Annotated in this window: 15 protein-coding genes and 1 tRNA gene; 8 read left to right on the top strand and 8 right to left on the bottom strand. The window is 40.5% G+C overall.

Features of this window, described 5'->3' with window-relative positions:
• Positions 1-2 precede the first annotated feature (2 nt).
• The 5 genes from JW794_05720 to JW794_05700 are packed head-to-tail and all read right to left on the bottom strand — an operon-like array spanning position 3 to position 5,360.
• Positions 3-1,007, bottom strand: coding sequence for an alpha/beta fold hydrolase (locus JW794_05720; protein MBN2017608.1), 1,005 nt, complete (start codon positions 1,005-1,007; stop codon positions 3-5).
• Positions 1,008-2,156 (bottom strand): saccharopine dehydrogenase NADP-binding domain-containing protein, encoded by a 1,149-nt coding sequence (locus JW794_05715; protein ID MBN2017607.1) that lies wholly within the window; start codon positions 2,154-2,156, stop codon positions 1,008-1,010.
• A complete protein-coding gene (gene nfo, locus JW794_05710; GenBank protein MBN2017606.1) occupies positions 2,153-3,010 on the bottom strand; it encodes a deoxyribonuclease IV in 858 nt (285 codons plus the stop codon). Before nfo ends, JW794_05715 begins: the two co-directional genes overlap by 4 nt.
• A gap of 60 nt (positions 3,011-3,070) precedes the next feature.
• Positions 3,071-4,762 carry a glutamate formimidoyltransferase gene (ftcD, locus tag JW794_05705; GenBank protein MBN2017605.1) on the bottom strand — a complete coding sequence of 564 codons (1,692 nt, stop codon included), beginning with the start codon at positions 4,760-4,762 and terminating at the stop codon, positions 3,071-3,073.
• Positions 4,763-4,787: 25 nt separating this feature from the next.
• Positions 4,788-5,360: an orotate phosphoribosyltransferase gene (locus tag JW794_05700; protein MBN2017604.1), complete on the bottom strand. Its 573-nt coding sequence runs from the start codon at positions 5,358-5,360 to the stop codon at positions 4,788-4,790.
• A gap of 88 nt (positions 5,361-5,448) precedes the next feature.
• Here JW794_05700 and JW794_05695 point away from each other — a divergent pair.
• From JW794_05695 to gap, 8 genes are all read left to right on the top strand, one after another.
• A tRNA-Leu gene (locus tag JW794_05695) sits at positions 5,449-5,536 on the top strand.
• A 104-nt stretch (positions 5,537-5,640) separates the two neighbouring features.
• On the top strand, positions 5,641-6,825 hold the full coding sequence (locus tag JW794_05690; protein MBN2017603.1) for a tyrosine--tRNA ligase: 1,185 nt from the start codon (positions 5,641-5,643) through the stop codon (positions 6,823-6,825).
• A gap of 66 nt (positions 6,826-6,891) precedes the next feature.
• Positions 6,892-7,794, top strand: a complete 903-nt coding sequence (locus tag JW794_05685; GenBank protein ID MBN2017602.1) for a hypothetical protein — start codon at positions 6,892-6,894, stop codon at positions 7,792-7,794.
• A 122-nt stretch (positions 7,795-7,916) separates the two neighbouring features.
• Positions 7,917-8,354 carry a transcriptional repressor gene (locus tag JW794_05680; protein ID MBN2017601.1) on the top strand — a complete coding sequence of 146 codons (438 nt, stop codon included), beginning with the start codon at positions 7,917-7,919 and terminating at the stop codon, positions 8,352-8,354.
• A gap of 9 nt (positions 8,355-8,363) precedes the next feature.
• Complete coding sequence (locus tag JW794_05675; protein MBN2017600.1) at positions 8,364-8,606, top strand: ferrous iron transport protein A; 243 nt, start codon at positions 8,364-8,366, stop codon at positions 8,604-8,606.
• A complete protein-coding gene (locus tag JW794_05670) occupies positions 8,599-10,320 on the top strand; it encodes a ferrous iron transporter B (protein ID MBN2017599.1) in 1,722 nt (573 codons plus the stop codon). The genes JW794_05675 and JW794_05670 overlap by 8 nt, the downstream gene beginning before the upstream one ends.
• Positions 10,321-10,386: 66 nt before the next feature.
• The gene (locus tag JW794_05665) at positions 10,387-11,358 is read left to right on the top strand and encodes a hypothetical protein (GenBank protein MBN2017598.1); all 972 of its coding nucleotides are present in this window, start codon (positions 10,387-10,389) and stop codon (positions 11,356-11,358) included.
• Between the two features lie 21 nt (positions 11,359-11,379).
• Positions 11,380-12,372 carry a type I glyceraldehyde-3-phosphate dehydrogenase gene (gene gap, locus JW794_05660; GenBank protein ID MBN2017597.1) on the top strand — a complete coding sequence of 331 codons (993 nt, stop codon included), beginning with the start codon at positions 11,380-11,382 and terminating at the stop codon, positions 12,370-12,372.
• A 73-nt stretch (positions 12,373-12,445) separates the two neighbouring features.
• On the opposite strand, the gene JW794_05655 is transcribed toward gap, so the two are convergent.
• From JW794_05655 to JW794_05645, 3 genes are all read right to left on the bottom strand, one after another.
• Positions 12,446-13,603, bottom strand: a complete 1,158-nt coding sequence (locus JW794_05655) for a hypothetical protein (protein ID MBN2017596.1) — start codon at positions 13,601-13,603, stop codon at positions 12,446-12,448.
• A 112-nt stretch (positions 13,604-13,715) separates the two neighbouring features.
• Complete coding sequence (locus JW794_05650) at positions 13,716-14,279, bottom strand: hypothetical protein (GenBank protein ID MBN2017595.1); 564 nt, start codon at positions 14,277-14,279, stop codon at positions 13,716-13,718.
• Positions 14,280-14,437: 158 nt separating this feature from the next.
• Positions 14,438-15,409, bottom strand: coding sequence for a class II fructose-1,6-bisphosphate aldolase (locus JW794_05645; GenBank protein MBN2017594.1), 972 nt, complete (start codon positions 15,407-15,409; stop codon positions 14,438-14,440).
• Positions 15,410-15,413: the final 4 nt, after the last annotated feature.

Raw genomic sequence — 15,413 nt, 5'->3', positions numbered from 1 at the left:
TTTCATTCTACATATTTTTTATAAAAATCTACAGTGCGCTGCATCGCTTCCTCGAAATGTGGGGGACCGATATTATGATCATACGAATTATAGATATAAAGCTCAACCGACTGCTGCGCAACTTCCAGATGTTGAGTAAAAGCTATCGACATTTCTACCGGCACAGACGGATCGTATCGTGCATGATGCAGCTGAACGGGTCCGCTTATCTTATGCAAATAAGCAACAGGTGAAATCGATTTCCAGAATTCATTCTCTAACGAATACGCACCGTATTCTCGTTCCAACCTTTCCATTTCATGCGCAATATATCCGCCTTTTCTCACCCATGGCGTCTTATCCTGGTATGTATAGAACATATCTTCGTATGTTCCGACCACTCCTCCCCAGATAACTCCTGCTCGTATGCGGTCATCGATGACCATTGCATGCTGGGTGATCGAGCCGCCCATAGAATGCCCCCACATAAAAATATTGGTTGTATCTGCATTATCGAGTTGCAAAACAGAACCCAGAGCATTCATCACATCCTTAAGGTAATGATTTGTGAAAAAAGGAGAAGTGGCGATTCCTCCGGATTTTCCATGTCCCCGATAATCCGGCATACATACGATAAATCCATTCCGTGCCATAAAATCAATATAACGAACATATTTCCTGGTGTTGTCATATGAATCAGGTGGAATGTATCCGTGGTTGAGAATGATTATGGGAAAAGTACTTTCTGTTTCATCACTTTTGGGTATTGCCAGTGCTGCATAAATTTTTAGACTGCCCGACTTGTATGATACGATATATTTTGAATATGATTCATTGACCAGCACCGTATCGACGATCTCAATCCTGCTTCTCGAAAAGTTTTGCGTTCTGAGATACTCAATGGATAAAGGATGTTCAACTGTTTTCTTCTCTGAGACTACCTCTTCTTTCTCTGCTTCATGTTTTTGATTCTGAGTACAACAAAAAAGAAGGCATATGAAAAGCAATAAAAGAGATATTTTCTTCATTTATTCATCATCTTTAGCGAGTTTCTCTTCCATCACAATATTTCGCTGTGAAAGTTGCTTCAGTACTGATTCATAACATTTCTGACTTTGCCCGACATATTCTGGAGGACAGATACCTTTTTTATCAAACATTCCTGAAAGCAAAAGTCTTGCGACAGCTGTGCATGTATAACCTGTTGTTCGCGCCATTGAGGTCGTATCAGTTTCCTTATCATAGGAATCAAGAAGATCATACGTATAAGCGTAGTGTTGATTTTTCTTTTCCCCGTCGATGATAACTCTCATAAACGTCACATCTTCTTCGCCCTCATCGAATTTCCAGTTCTTGAAAAGTAATTGAGACGTCATCTCAATGGGTTTGACCCTCGTTCCGTGAACATCGATTTCATTAGTATCAAGAAAACCATTATCACGAAGCATCTTCATAATAAAAGCATGACCAGGATATCGCAGTGTCTTTTCCTTCATGAATGGAACATGAATCGTTTTGAGAAGTGTGCGCAATCCGTCCGTATTGAATGCTTCGAGTGTTCCGACTCCGGGCACATCAAGATGCTCTACATCGGATAATGCAGGTTTCGTGATCTCTTTATCAAACTCGATAAATCGCGCAGGACGAGTATATTCCTCAAGCACATCGATCGGGGAGAATCCTGCTTTGTACTGGAAAGGCATTCTGCGAACTTTCGGCAATCCGCCTACAAAGCACTCATAACGTGAAATTTCATCAAGATGAGCATATTGATAACCAAGTATGATGTTACACAAACCGGGGGCTACTCCGCAATCGATAACAGCAGTAACCTTCATCTCTTCTGCAAGCTCATCGAGCTGGAAGGGATCTTCAGGAAAAAATGCAATATCAACGACATTCGTTCCCGTTTTGATGATCTTAAGCAATGTTTCAAAACCCATAAATCCAGGTACCGCAGAAATTGCAAGATCGACATCTTCAAGTATTTCATCAAAAGATGATAATCCTGCAACATCCTTACACTCCGCTTCCACATTATAGATATTCTGAAACTGATTGAGCTTCTCATCATCAATATCATAAACCTTCACAAAAACATCCTTATCCTTAGCAAGGTCCTGTACGATTGCATGACCAACAAGACCTGCTCCTAAAACTGCAATTTTTTTATTCATGTAACCTCTTTCTGTTCAATAAGATCGTAGAGCAATATTATTTCTTTTTTCCAATTATCTCGTTCGGGTGTTTCGAGTATGAGAGGAATTTCATCGAATCGTTCATCATTCATGATGTTTCTGAAACCTTCTATTCCTATAAAACCTTTTCCGATTGGGGCATGTCTGTCTATGCCGCTTCCGAAATCCTTTTTGGAATCGTTGAGGTGAGCTCCTTTTAGATATTGAAGACCTATGACATCTTCAAACCTACGCATCGTTTCTTCATATTTCTTCTTTTTACCGATATCATATCCTGCTGCGAAGATATGGCACATGTCGATACAGACACCTATTCTGGATTTGTCTTCAACTCGTTCTATAATATACGAAAGTTCTTCAAATGACGAACCAACACTCGAACCCATTCCCGCGGTTGTTTCAATGACTAATGTAAGATAATCGGAGTTATCAATTGTCTTATTTATCGAATCCACAACGATGGCTAGGCATTCTTTATTTGAAATTCTCTTAAGCGTACTTCCCGGGTGAAAATTGAGATAGCGCAACCCAAGCTGCTCGCATCGTCGGACCTCATCGATAAAAGCATCTCTTGATTTTTGAAGAGCATCCTTTTCAGGATGTCCCAGGTTTATCAGATAACTGTCATGGGGAAGGATATATCTGGAATCATATCCAAAACGGGAGCATGCTTCTTTGAATAATGAAATATCCTCTTTATTAAGCTGATTTGCCTTCCATTGCCTCTGGTTTTTAGTAAAGAGTGCAAATGCCTTTGCACCAATATTATGGGCATTTTCCGGTGCGTTCCACACACCGCCGCTTGCGCTGACATGTGCTCCAATATATTTCATAATAAAAAAGTGCACACAAAGTTATTATTCGTGTGCACGTATGTCATTCATAGAATTTTTTTATAACTTCTCTAAAACACTTTTTTCAATTTTTCCAGAAAGTTCAATTGCTTGATTTAGTGTGTTGTCTGCTTCCTCTCTGATCTTCTTTTTAAAATCCTCATCTTTGACACCAGGCAGGTTGATTAGCACATTAAAATATGCACTTTTTGTTGCGGTAAGTGCTGTTATGGCAGCGACGCCTGCGTCAGAAAGGGCATTCTGGTTTCCATATTTTGCTGCGGTTTCTGCCAGCACGATAACTTCCCAGCAAAGTTTCATTGTATGAAGCGGAACCTGTGTTGCATTTTTGATCGCCTTCTGAATTTCAGTAGATCGAATTTTCTTTTCCTCATCCGTTTTCTTGGGAAGCTTCATTGCGGCCATATACGTATTGAATGCTTCCGTGTCAGTATCGATTGCGATGAGAAGATGCTTTTTAAGTTGCTGGGCTTCCCACGCCATGGTCAGCATGCGCGCTTCGTTTTCTTTATATGCAATCCTCTCTTCGCTATTCTTGAATTTATATTTTCCCTGCGTCAGATTTCCAACCATCGAAGTCAAGCCTGCAGCGAGACTCCCGCATAATGCTGCAACACTTCCGCCACCAGGGGCAGGTGAATCGGAGGCAAGCTCATCAACAAATTCGTTGACTTTCAGATTAACAAGTAAGTCTTGTTTAGCAATCTTATATTCAATGATCTTCTCATTTGGATCGAATTTTGAAATGTCATTGAGTCCGAGTGAAACAATTGCAATATGCACCAGTTCTTTATCGGAAACAGCATAGGATGAACCTTGCTTTTCGAGGAAATATCTACCTGCATTAAGCATTGCTTCAAGCGGAATGAGTCCAACAAGCTCACTACCTGTTACCACCAAACCTCTTTCAAGAGCGATCTCTCTGACTTTGTCAAAAACAAGATGGGGTGGTGCAACGTTGTAGTTCGTAAGGTTGATGGAGATCTGCGCCTGTCCGTATTCAGGAATATACCATCCGATCGCTTTAACATCCTCAAATATACCTGGCTCTGTAATAATGTTTCCTTCATCATCTGTAATAGGCTGATAATTCTCATCACGCATTCGACGACCTTTTTCACGTATCGTAAGAGCTATTTCCTTTGCTTTTTGAGTATCACGTGTGTTCAAATCGATGTTGTATGCAATGAGAAATTCACGAGCACCGGTAACAAGACCCCCTGCTTTTTCATGGCATTTTGCAGGACCAAAATCAGGTTTCCAATGCGGATTTTCGAGTTTCTTGGCGAGCCCTTCAAATTCTCCCTGCCTGATGTTTGCAAGGTTCTGCCGTTCCGGTGTCGTTGCTGAGTGTTCATATAGAAAAACCGGTATGTGGAGTTCATCACCGACACGCTTACCAAGTTTTTTTGAAATCTCAATACAATCTTCAGTTGTTACTCCTGCCACAGGCACAAAGGGACATACATCGGTTGCTCCCATGCGTGGATGAGCACCTGAGTGTTGACGCATGTCGATGATCTCAGAAGCCTTCTTAATTGCCCTGAACGCTGCTTCTTCTACACCTTCTGGAGACCCGACAAAGGTTACAACAGTTCGATTCGTTTCTTTACCGGGATCAACATCGAGCAGCACAACGCCATCGACTTCTTCTATCTGGTCAGTGATCTGTTTGATAATATTGAGATCACGACCTTCACTAAAATTAGGAACACATTCAACAATTTTCATATGTATTTACTCCTTGAATATTCTCTTATTTACCGCTTGAACCGGGTTTGGTTATCTGAACATTTTCTCTACAAAGGGGGCATTCATCCGGCTCGTATGCTTCGATTTTCAACGTGAGGAGTGGGAGTACAGGTACACCAAAATCGATAATACCTCCACTTCTGTAAACCACAAGACCGACACCGGCTATATCTGCCCCACGCTCTCTAATGCAATCGATTACCTCAAAAACACTCCCTCCGGTTGTTGTCACATCTTCGATAATAAGGACTCTTTCACCCGGCTGAAGATCAAACCCGCTGCGGATTGACATCACACCTTCTTTTCTCTGGGTAAAAACAAATCTCTTACCCATTTGTTTGGCAACTTCATATCCAAGAACAATCGCTCCGAGAGCAGGACTCACAACCACATCAAAATCGAGATGAGAACACTTCGAAGCAAATGCCTTCCCGATCTTGACCACATCTTCCGGTCTCTGAATGAGCTTTATCTTCTCAACATAATATTTGCTGTGTTTTCCAGAGGTCAGCTTGAAATGACCTTCTAAAAAAGCACCAGAGTCGACCAATAATCTTTCAATCTCTATTTTATTCATCTACTATCCTTATTCTATAATCAATACTGCATCTGGAAATGCGATTTTCTTGACGCTCCAGAGCGCATCTCAGAAATTTCTCACTCGTGCTGAAGTGGCGGAAGTGGTAGACGCGCTAGGTTCAGGACCTAGTGTCCATTACGGATGTAGGGGTTCGAGTCCCCTCTTCAGCACCAATCATTTATGATTCAGCTCTTAAAAAGGGCATATCTGTTGTCAAGAATAAACCTATGAATGTAAGATAATCAAATCGGGAGATATTTTGGATATACAAAAACAGATGGAGATCATCAAGCAGGGAGTTGAAGAGATCATTCCTGAAGAAGATCTTATTAAGAAACTCAAACATTCGCAAGAGACAAAAATCCCACTCAGGATAAAATACGGTATCGATCCCACAGCTTCGGATGTACACATCGGGCATATGGTTCCTGTTCGTATTATGCGCAGATTCCAGGACTTAGGACATATCGGCGTTATTGTGATCGGAGACTATACTGCACAGATCGGAGACCCGACCGGGAAAAACGAGTCGCGACCGCACTTATCTGCAGAAGATGTAAAACGAAACGCAGAGAAATACATGGATCAAATGTACTATGTTCTGGATAAGGATAAGACTGAAGTTCGTTATCAGAGTGAGTGGTTTGGTCCTATGCAGCTTTCGGAATTTATTTCTCTACTTGGAAAATTCACCATGGCGCAGATCATGGCGCATGATACATTCCGTAGAAGATATGAAGAAAATCTTCCTTTCGGACTGCACGAGCTTATGTATCCAATACTCCAGGCATACGACTCTGTTGCGATCAAAGCTGATGTGGAATTGGGTGCCACCGAGCAGAAATTCAACATCTTAGCAGGACGTGATATGCAGCGTTACTTCAATATGCCCGAACAGGTCGCAGTGCTGATGCCCATTCTGATCGGAACTGATGGTGTAGAAAAAATGAGTAAAAGTCTTGGTAATTACATAGCAATCTTTGACTCTCCCGAAGATAAATACGGCAAGGTCATGTCCATACCGGATTATCTCATTGAGAATTATTTCCTGTATGCGGCGTTTGCATCTATCGACGACATACTTGAGATGAAGAAGAAACTCAAAGAAGGTATGAATCCCAAGCTGATCAAGCAGGAGCTTGCACGTCGGGTTGTTGAGCTTTATCATGATGCTGAAGCTGCAAAGAAAGCAGAAGATCATTTTAATACTGTTTTTGCTCAAAAAGAAATTCCAGATGACATCCCTGAGTTAAAGGTCAAACCGGAAAAAATCTGGCTGGTTCAGCTTCTTAATGATGGGGGGCTTGTGCAGTCTAATGGTGAAGGCAGACGCATGATCAAACAGGGGGCTGTATCAATAAATGGCGAAAGAATTTCCGACATGAACTATGAATTAATCCCGGAAAATGACATGGTCATCAAAGTTGGTAAACGCAGATTCTGCAAACTTATTCTCTTATAGAAATTCCTAAAATTCTTGACATTTTAATATAAACTGACGTACTCACATAAAAGTGTGGAGGTACACATGAAGAAAATAATTTTAGTTTTTCTTTTTTTGATGATTTGTGCTGTTTCTCTTATCCAGGCTGATGTTATAGAAGACCTCACAAAGCTTGGTGAAGAGAACGCTAAAATGTATATCAAGCCCTTTGTTAATGCTTTTGGAAGCGACCTTAATTCAGGATGGTTCAGTACAGCTAAGACGGCACCCTTGAGTTTTGGTCTGACGTTCAATGCAATGCTTGCAGTTGTTCCAGACAAAGAAAAAACCTTTTTAGCTCATAACCCAAATACTGAACTGTATAATGGAGATTACGAGGTTTCAGCAACAGTGTGGGGAAAAGACGGTGCAGTTTTCACAACCAAAGATCCTCAGGTTACACCGGATTTATTTTTACCTCCAGGTGTAAATTTTGGTATGATCCCTCTTGTTGTTCCTCAGGCTCATCTTGGATTACCAGCAGGTTTCGAAGTCGAATTACGTTACATCCCTCCTTACGAGATCAAGGATCTCGGAAAACTTACGTTTATAGGTGGGGGTGTAAAATACCAGGTAAGTAAACTTATCCCAATGCTATCTGCTCTTATCCCAATATCAATACAGGGAACATACCAGCAGCTGAAGGTTGGTGACGAGGTTACAGTGAATAGCTCATTTGTAAATCTTCATGCCAGCAGAGGACTCGTTGTACTTCCTGTTACAATTTATGGTGGTATCGGATATGAGATGACAAAGCTCAAAGCAAAATATACCTATAAAGAACCTTGGACTGGTACAGATGTTCCGATCGACTTTGATATCGATGGTGACAACGGATTCCGTTTAACAGCAGGTGCACGGTTGAAAATATTACTCATCGACGTTATGCTTGATTATTCCGTTGCGAAGTACCAGACCGTACGATTAGGTGTCGGTTTTTCTATTTAAAAAACATTTGTAAATTAACTTAAAACCCGGAGTGAATGCTACGGGTTTTTTATTTTACATTTTTCTTGACAGGCGTAAACTTCAAATGAGACTGTGTCTCAATCTTAAAATGGTTTATAAAAATGGAAAAGAAGATAAAAAAATTTAAAACCTTTTTAAAAATGAACAATTCACTCTGTTCTGCAGAAAGAGAACAGATAACCCGATACATCCTTTTACGTTCAGACCATTTCAGCGCAGATGAACTCTATCTTGACCTTAAACAAGACGGATATGCCATATCCCGCGCAACAGTTTATCGTACCCTCGATCTATTGGTAAAGAGCGGCCTGGTCGAGAATACTCAGCTGCAAAGCGGTTCATATATCTATGAACAAAAGAAGGATGAAGCCCATCATGATCATCTTATATGCAATGAATGCGGCAAGATCATAGAATTTCATTCTGATAAGATCGAAGCGATACAAAAGCAGGTATGTGAAGAAAATGATTTCTTGATGACCGGTCACACACTCAGAATATGCGGCATCTGTAAAGAATGCCGGAAAAAGGACAAGTAGAGGTTGTACATGGAAAAAATCCCCTTGATCAAACTCAAAAAAGGTGAAAGCGCTGTTATCGTGTCACACCACGGCGGAAGACTCTTTGAACGCAGGATGAGTTCGCTTGGATTACGTCCTCATGCAGTAGTTAAAATGGTCTCATCGCAGCTTTTTCACGGTCCGGTTATTGTTCAGATCGGGAACTCACAAGTAGCGATCGGGCATGGCATGGCTCGCAGGATCTATGTGGAAAGGCTCGGTCATGAATAAGATCCTTCTTATCGGGAATCCTAATGTCGGGAAAAGCGTTATATTCTCTCGCTTGACCGGCGTGAATGTTATTGCATCCAATTACCCGGGAACCACCGTAAGTTTTACAAAAGGTATCCTGCGGCATGAGGGATTGCGCACCGAGATCTTCGATGTTCCGGGCACGTATACACTCGAACCGACATGCCGTGCAGAAGAGGTTGCCGTGCAAATGCTCGACGATATCAAAGATGATGAAAACTCCATTATCGTCAATGTTGTCGATGCAACAAATCTTGAACGAAACCTCCATCTTACCCTTCAGCTCATACAACGAAGAATGCCGATGATCGTCCTACTTAATTTCTGGGACGAATGCAAGCATACCGGTGTATCCATCAATGTAGAAGCCTTACAAAAAGAACTTGGCATTCCGGTCTTTACAACCTGCGGAATAACAGGTGAAGGTATCAAGCATTTTGTGGAATCACTCGATCAGGCAAAAATAAGCACCCTGCAATTCAAAGAAGAAAATATATGGAACAAGATCGGTAAGATCATTGAGAAAACACAGCAACTAACGCATAGACATCATACACTGTGGGAGCGAATTGGCGACGCCTCGATCCATCCTATTGCTGGTATACCAATTGCAATAATCATACTTGCTCTATCATTTTATATTATTCGGCTTATTGGGGAATCAATCATCGGTTATGTTATGGAACCACTGTTTGATAATTTATGGACACCGGTGCTTATGAAACTCTCAGCCCTTCTCGGTGGCTCAGGTTTCTTTCATAACATACTGCTTGGTAAACTGATCAATGGCTCGATCGAATATGTCGAATCTTTGGGACTCCTTTCTACAGGTCTTTTTGTTCCTATCGGAATGGTTCTTCCATATATAATTTCATTCTATTTGGTACTCAGTTTTGTTGAAGATTCGGGCTATCTGCCACGCCTTGGAATCCTTATCGATAAGTTCATGCACAAGCTTGGCATACATGGGCTGGCGATTATTCCGATGCTTCTCGGTATCGGATGTAATGTGCCTGGTGCAATGGCAACACGAGTACTTGAAACCCGGCGGGAAAGGTTCATCGCTGCTACACTCATGGCAATTGCTATCCCCTGTATGGCTCAGATCGCCATGATATTCGGGCTTGTCGGCTCATATGGAGTAGGAGCAATTGCAATCGTTTTTGGGACACTGTTCATTGTCTGGGTCGTGCTTGGTTTGATTATGAATGTCTTTACCAAGGGTGAGAGTCCTGAGATTTTCATTGAGATACCACCATATAGATTCCCATATATTCCAGGTCTTTTTAAAAAGGTCTGGATGCGTATCCTGTGGTTCCTGAGAGAAGCTGTTCCCTTCGTAATCGTCGGCGTTCTTGTTGTGAATATTCTCTATTTTTCGGGCATCATACAATTTTTAGGCAGGCTTTCTGCGCCACTCGTTAAGGGAATTTTTGGACTGCCGGAGGGTGCTGTCGGTGCCCTCATTATTGGCTTTCTACGAAAAGATGTTGCTGTAGGTATGCTTATTCCTCTTGGATTATCCAAATCGCAGATGATCATTTCTTCGGTTGTTCTAACCATGTATTTCCCTTGCATAGCAACTTTTGCAGTACTCCTAAAAGAATTGGGTGTAAAGGATATGTTAAAATCCGCAGGGATCATGTTGATTTCCACGATCATTGTTGGGGGTATTCTCAATTTAATTTTGTGATCAAAATCCTAATCTTGACAATTAAAAATATTTACCGATAAACGTTCGCATGCAAGGAGAATGTTCATGAAGAAAATAATCATGCTTTTATTAGCAGCACTGTTTATCATTATTGGCTGTTCAAAATCTCCAAAAAAAATATTGGTAATATACAGCTATCATCCTGAATATGAATGGTGCAAGCAGGAGAAAAAGGGAATATATGAAATCTTCAATGATCAGGATATTACGATCGAGTCCTTCTATATGGATACAAAACGCAAAACGGATAAAACATGGGAAAAGAACGTCACAACCGAAGCTATTCAGAAAATTGACTCTTTCAAGCCGGATATTGTTATTGTTTGTGATGACAATGCGTGCCGACTGGTAGCAAGTAAATACATCGATAAAAAATTCCCATTTATCTTTACTGGTATAAATGGAGATCCAGAGGATTATGGAATGCCTGCAAAGAATATCACCGGTGTCATTGAACGAAATCTTATTGAGGGCACGATCGGATTGCTCCAGCAACTAGATCCATCTGTAAGATCAGTTGCTATTATTACTGATAATAGTGTGACTTCACAAGCTGCAGTGACCAGATTTACTCAGGAAAATTTTCCGGTTGATCTGTATGATGTTTTTATGACCGATAATTACGATGACTGGAAAAAATATGTACGAAAGATCCACTCAGAAGTTGATGCTCTTGGAATATATCTTTACTTTACGCTGAGAGATCCAGGTTCTGATGAGAGTATACCAAACGAACGAGTCCTTAATTGGACACTTGATAATACTCCGATTCCTACGTTTAGTTTCGAAGCATTCTCCGTTCTTGGTGGCGTCCTATGCGGAGAAACCCAATCCGGTTATGAACAGGGTCGTGAAGCTGCACTTATGGCAAAAGAAATTCTATCGGGCACAAAACCGTCACAACTCACAGTCAGGATGCCTAAAAAAGGAACGCTGATGGTGAATGAAAAAACAGCTCAAAAACTTGGCATTACAATTCCTGAAGATATTCAAGATGAAGTAAAAATAATACATTAACATATTTTGAAAGGAGAATGTATGATTAATGTTGGCATAAATGGATTTGGAAGGATCGGGCGGCTTGTTTTCCGTGTAATGATGCAGCGCAAAAATATCAAGGTCGTTGCTGTTAATGATATCACGGATGCAAAGACCCTTGCCCAGCTTCTGAAATATGATTCTACTCACGGTAAATTTCCGGGCACGGTCGAAGAACAAGACGGATCGCTTATTGTAGACGGGATAGTTATAAAAGTCTATGCAATAAAAGACCCGGCTGAACTTCCGTGGAAGGAACTCGGTGTGGATGTAGCTGTAGAATCCACTGGCATATTCCGTAAAAGAGAACAGATCGAAAAACATCTTCAGGCAGGTGCAAAAAAGGTTTTACTTACAGTTCCTGCAAAAGATGAGATCGACGCAACGATCGTCCTAGGTGTTAATGATTATATGCTCAAACCCGAAGACAAGATCGTATCCAATGCATCGTGTACGACCAACTGCCTTGCACCAGTAGTAAAAGTATTGAACGATAATTTTAAGGTGAAGTACGGACTCATGACAACCGTGCATGCATACACGAATGACCAAAAAATCCTCGATTCACCACATAAAGACCTGCGTAGGGCAAGAACTGCCGCTTCAAATATTATTCCAACGACGACCGGCGCTGCCAAAGCTGCAGGAAAGGTAATACCTGAACTTAATGGTAAACTCGACGGAATGGCAATGCGCGTGCCGGTTCATGACGGCTCTATTGTAGATTTCGTCTGTCTGCTTGAAAAAGAAGTAACAGAAGAAGAAATAAACCTTGCAATGAAGAAAGCGGCTATGAAAGAGATGAAGGGTATTCTTGAATATTCTGAAGAACCTCTCGTCTCCACAGATATTATTGGGAATCCTCATTCAAGCATCTTCGATGCACAACTCACCAAAGTTATGGGTGGTAATTTCGTAAAAGTAATTTCATGGTATGATAACGAATGGGGTTACTCAAACAGGGTTGTCGATCTTATTGAGAAGATAATGTAGTAAGAAAATTTGTATATAAAACAAAAAGGGACGATTTTTTTAATCGTCCCTAAGTTTATAATCAGAATAGAGATTATTGACCGAAATTATATTTTACCGTAAATGAACCGGCAAAATCGCTTTCATTTCCAGTTACAATAAACGGACCTTCCCAATAAAGGTCATCACAGATTTCCCAATCGACCGTCCATCTTCCGAAGTTAAGTCCAACGCCAAATGCATAGTTGAAGTTTGAATCATAATATGAAACTTTGTTATCATCTTTGCAGCATTCATCACCTTTTGATGAGTAGTAGTAATATTCTTTACTAACACCTGCTCGTAAGGTCAGCCATTTTGCAAGATGTGCTTCAAGGCCAAGCTCAAGGAAAGGCAGGGTGATCATAGAATAGCTGGTATCATAACTATATGTTGTGTCTGAATACCCGTATGAATAGGTATATTTGCCGGTATAATACCCGCAGCTTGCAGCAGCGATAACAAGGACTTCGTCCGTAATCCAATGATTCAAGCCGATACCCGGATCGATGGTCATGTAATTAAATTTGTATTCATCTTCATTATCATCTTTTGTCAGGTCTTTTTCCACCTCTTTTGCGGTTCCAATTTCAAGTTCTGCTTTTGGATAAATACATGATTTTTCTGTTTCGAACATTTTCATTCGAGCAGCACCATATAAGAACATGGCATTATCAGTGTCTTCTGAAACATCTTCCACTTCAGATTTTCCGGTTGCAAAGTATACCTGCCCTGCAACATCAAAACCGCTTACTTCGAGTCCGATCTTTCCACCAAGACCAAGAGTGTTTTCTGTCAGCTTTGATTTCGTATAATAATTATCGTTCTGATAGTTATCCATTGCAACATCGAATCCAAGACCAAGTCCACCCAGTGCAAGATAGAGGTTCATTGCTTTATCCAGTCTTGCATAATTATAGTCAAACTTGATGGGGAAATCTCTATTGATATAGATACCAAAGTCATTGCCGAGAAGCTTGAAGTTCAAACCGCCCGAATATTGATAAGCTTGAGTCTTTCCATAATATGAAGAATAATATGCATCAATATATGCATTATTCATATAATGTGAAATATACTGTGGAAATAGAATAAAAAGACAGTCATCATCATAAAATATGGGATTTACTCCCATGCCTCTTGCTCGTCCTTCTGTAGCGAAGGCAGAGGTACAAACAGCAAGTAACAGTATAAGAACTAGTAGTTTTTTCATCATTGTACTCCTTTTTAGTTCATACTTTCTTATATGTTTTGGTATGTATTGAAATGAGAAACGAAGCACCATTGAATGATGCTCCGTTATTTCATAATTACATTATTAGTTTTTATGGTAGATGAACTACAAAACCTGCTCCGACACCAATGTTTGTGCGTTCGTTGTCTGCTTCGCTATCACCAGAGAATTTTCCAAGTCCCATCAAATAATCAGCACCAATATCTATAAATACATGTTCAACAAGTGGGAACAGATAGCCACCACCAAACAGTAAGTATGTTGCATTTTGAGTATAGGTGTCATCACTCTTGCTATTATATTTTGAACTATACAACTCATAGAGAAATGCTGCATTGATATAGAAATTAGTTATATAGAAAGAACCACCAACGCCAAGCATCAGATCACTAACAGTTTGGGTTTCATCTTCTTTCATATAGAAATATGGACTTTTTACACTTTCCCAAAAAAGACCGACATCAAGTGAAATATCCTTCATAAGAAAATAGCTGACCATTGCATCAAGACTAAGTGTTGTTGTAGCATCAAAATCTTTCATGGGTGTATAAGAACTAAATCCTACTTCACCCCAGATAAGTTTTTCACCTGGATCGAAAGCAAACACACTTGTGGTTATCATTAAACACACAACTAAAGCAATTATTTTTTTCATAGTACTCCTTCTCGAACTTTGTTATTTTTTTTATTACCTGCCTAAGAAGTTAACATAATCAGCCGAAGCTTGGTTTAATTTCGACATTTCAATTCAAAAAACACGTATAGAATTTCTGTTCTTAAATTTCGTATAAATTGTCAAGTTTTTATGTTATATCATGCCTTTCCTGCGGAACCAAGGACATTTTTATTCTTGTGTTCATACATTGCAATCAGTTCTGTGCGAGCCGGTCCAAGATACTTTCTCGGGTCAAAAGCGGATGGATTTTTTGCGAGAAATTCTCGTATGATAGCAGTCATAGCAAGTCTTCCGTCAGAGTCGATATTGATCTTACAAACAGCAGATTTTGTTGCTTTTCTAAGTTGATCTTCCGGCACACCTGTTGCACCGTGCATATCTCCGCCATACTTATTAATTATCTCAATATATCTTGGCATAACGGATGATGAACCATGAAGCACAATCGGGAATCCGGGAATTCTGTGTTCAATCTCTTCGAGTATATCAAAACGGAGTGGTGGAATTTTCTCTCCTGGTGCTACTTTGAATTTGTACGCGCCGTGCGAGGTGCCGATTGATATTGCAAGCGAATCAACACCTGTTCTATTCACAAAATCTTCAACATCGTCTGGATCGGTGTAGTGTGACACTTCAGCAGAAACATCATCCTCGATTCCTGCGAGAACACCCAATTCACCTTCTACGGTGACGTCATGCTTATGAGCATAATCAACCACTTTTTTTGTCAGCTCGATATTTTCCTCGTACGGCAATGAAGATCCGTCGATCATAACGGATGAAAATCCATATTCAATACAACTTACACACAGTTCAAAAGTATCTCCATGGTCAAGATGCATTGCAACGGGAACTGCTTTTCCCATCTGCTTCATCATTGCAATAGCACCCTGTCCCATATATCGAAGGAGGGTTTCGTTTGCATAATTACGAGCACCCTTGGAAACCTGTAAGATAACCGGAGAAGCTGTATTAACGCAAGCAGTAATAATTGCCTGAAGCTGCTCCATGTTGTTAAAATTATAGGCGGGGATGGCATATTTGCCATCCATCGCCTTTTTAAACATGTCACGCGTATTTTGAAATCCTAATTCCTTAAAATGTACCATTGTT

It is taken from the genome of Candidatus Cloacimonadota bacterium (assembly GCA_016932035.1).
GTDB lineage: Bacteria > Cloacimonadota > Cloacimonadia > JGIOTU-2 > JGIOTU-2 > Celaenobacter.
This window is presented reverse-complemented; position numbering and strand designations above follow the sequence as displayed.

Excerpts from the sequence above, each read along its gene's own strand:
- JW794_05720 (MBN2017608.1), bottom strand. The coding sequence starts at position 1,007 with ATGAAGAAAATATCTCTTTTATTGCTTTTCATATGCCTTCTTTTTTGT.
- JW794_05715 (MBN2017607.1), bottom strand. The coding sequence starts at position 2,156 with ATGAATAAAAAAATTGCAGTTTTAGGAGCAGGTCTTGTTGGTCATGCA.
- nfo (MBN2017606.1), bottom strand. The coding sequence starts at position 3,010 with ATGAAATATATTGGAGCACATGTCAGCGCAAGCGGCGGTGTGTGGAAC.
- ftcD (MBN2017605.1), bottom strand. The coding sequence starts at position 4,762 with ATGAAAATTGTTGAATGTGTTCCTAATTTTAGTGAAGGTCGTGATCTC.
- JW794_05700 (MBN2017604.1), bottom strand. The coding sequence starts at position 5,360 with ATGAATAAAATAGAGATTGAAAGATTATTGGTCGACTCTGGTGCTTTT.
- JW794_05690 (MBN2017603.1), top strand. The coding sequence starts at position 5,641 with ATGGAGATCATCAAGCAGGGAGTTGAAGAGATCATTCCTGAAGAAGAT.
- JW794_05685 (MBN2017602.1), top strand. The coding sequence starts at position 6,892 with ATGAAGAAAATAATTTTAGTTTTTCTTTTTTTGATGATTTGTGCTGTT.
- JW794_05680 (MBN2017601.1), top strand. The coding sequence starts at position 7,917 with ATGGAAAAGAAGATAAAAAAATTTAAAACCTTTTTAAAAATGAACAAT.
- JW794_05675 (MBN2017600.1), top strand. The coding sequence starts at position 8,364 with ATGGAAAAAATCCCCTTGATCAAACTCAAAAAAGGTGAAAGCGCTGTT.
- JW794_05670 (MBN2017599.1), top strand. The coding sequence starts at position 8,599 with ATGAATAAGATCCTTCTTATCGGGAATCCTAATGTCGGGAAAAGCGTT.
- JW794_05665 (MBN2017598.1), top strand. The coding sequence starts at position 10,387 with ATGAAGAAAATAATCATGCTTTTATTAGCAGCACTGTTTATCATTATT.
- gap (MBN2017597.1), top strand. The coding sequence starts at position 11,380 with ATGATTAATGTTGGCATAAATGGATTTGGAAGGATCGGGCGGCTTGTT.
- JW794_05655 (MBN2017596.1), bottom strand. The coding sequence starts at position 13,603 with ATGAAAAAACTACTAGTTCTTATACTGTTACTTGCTGTTTGTACCTCT.
- JW794_05650 (MBN2017595.1), bottom strand. The coding sequence starts at position 14,279 with ATGAAAAAAATAATTGCTTTAGTTGTGTGTTTAATGATAACCACAAGT.
- JW794_05645 (MBN2017594.1), bottom strand. The coding sequence starts at position 15,409 with ATGGTACATTTTAAGGAATTAGGATTTCAAAATACGCGTGACATGTTT.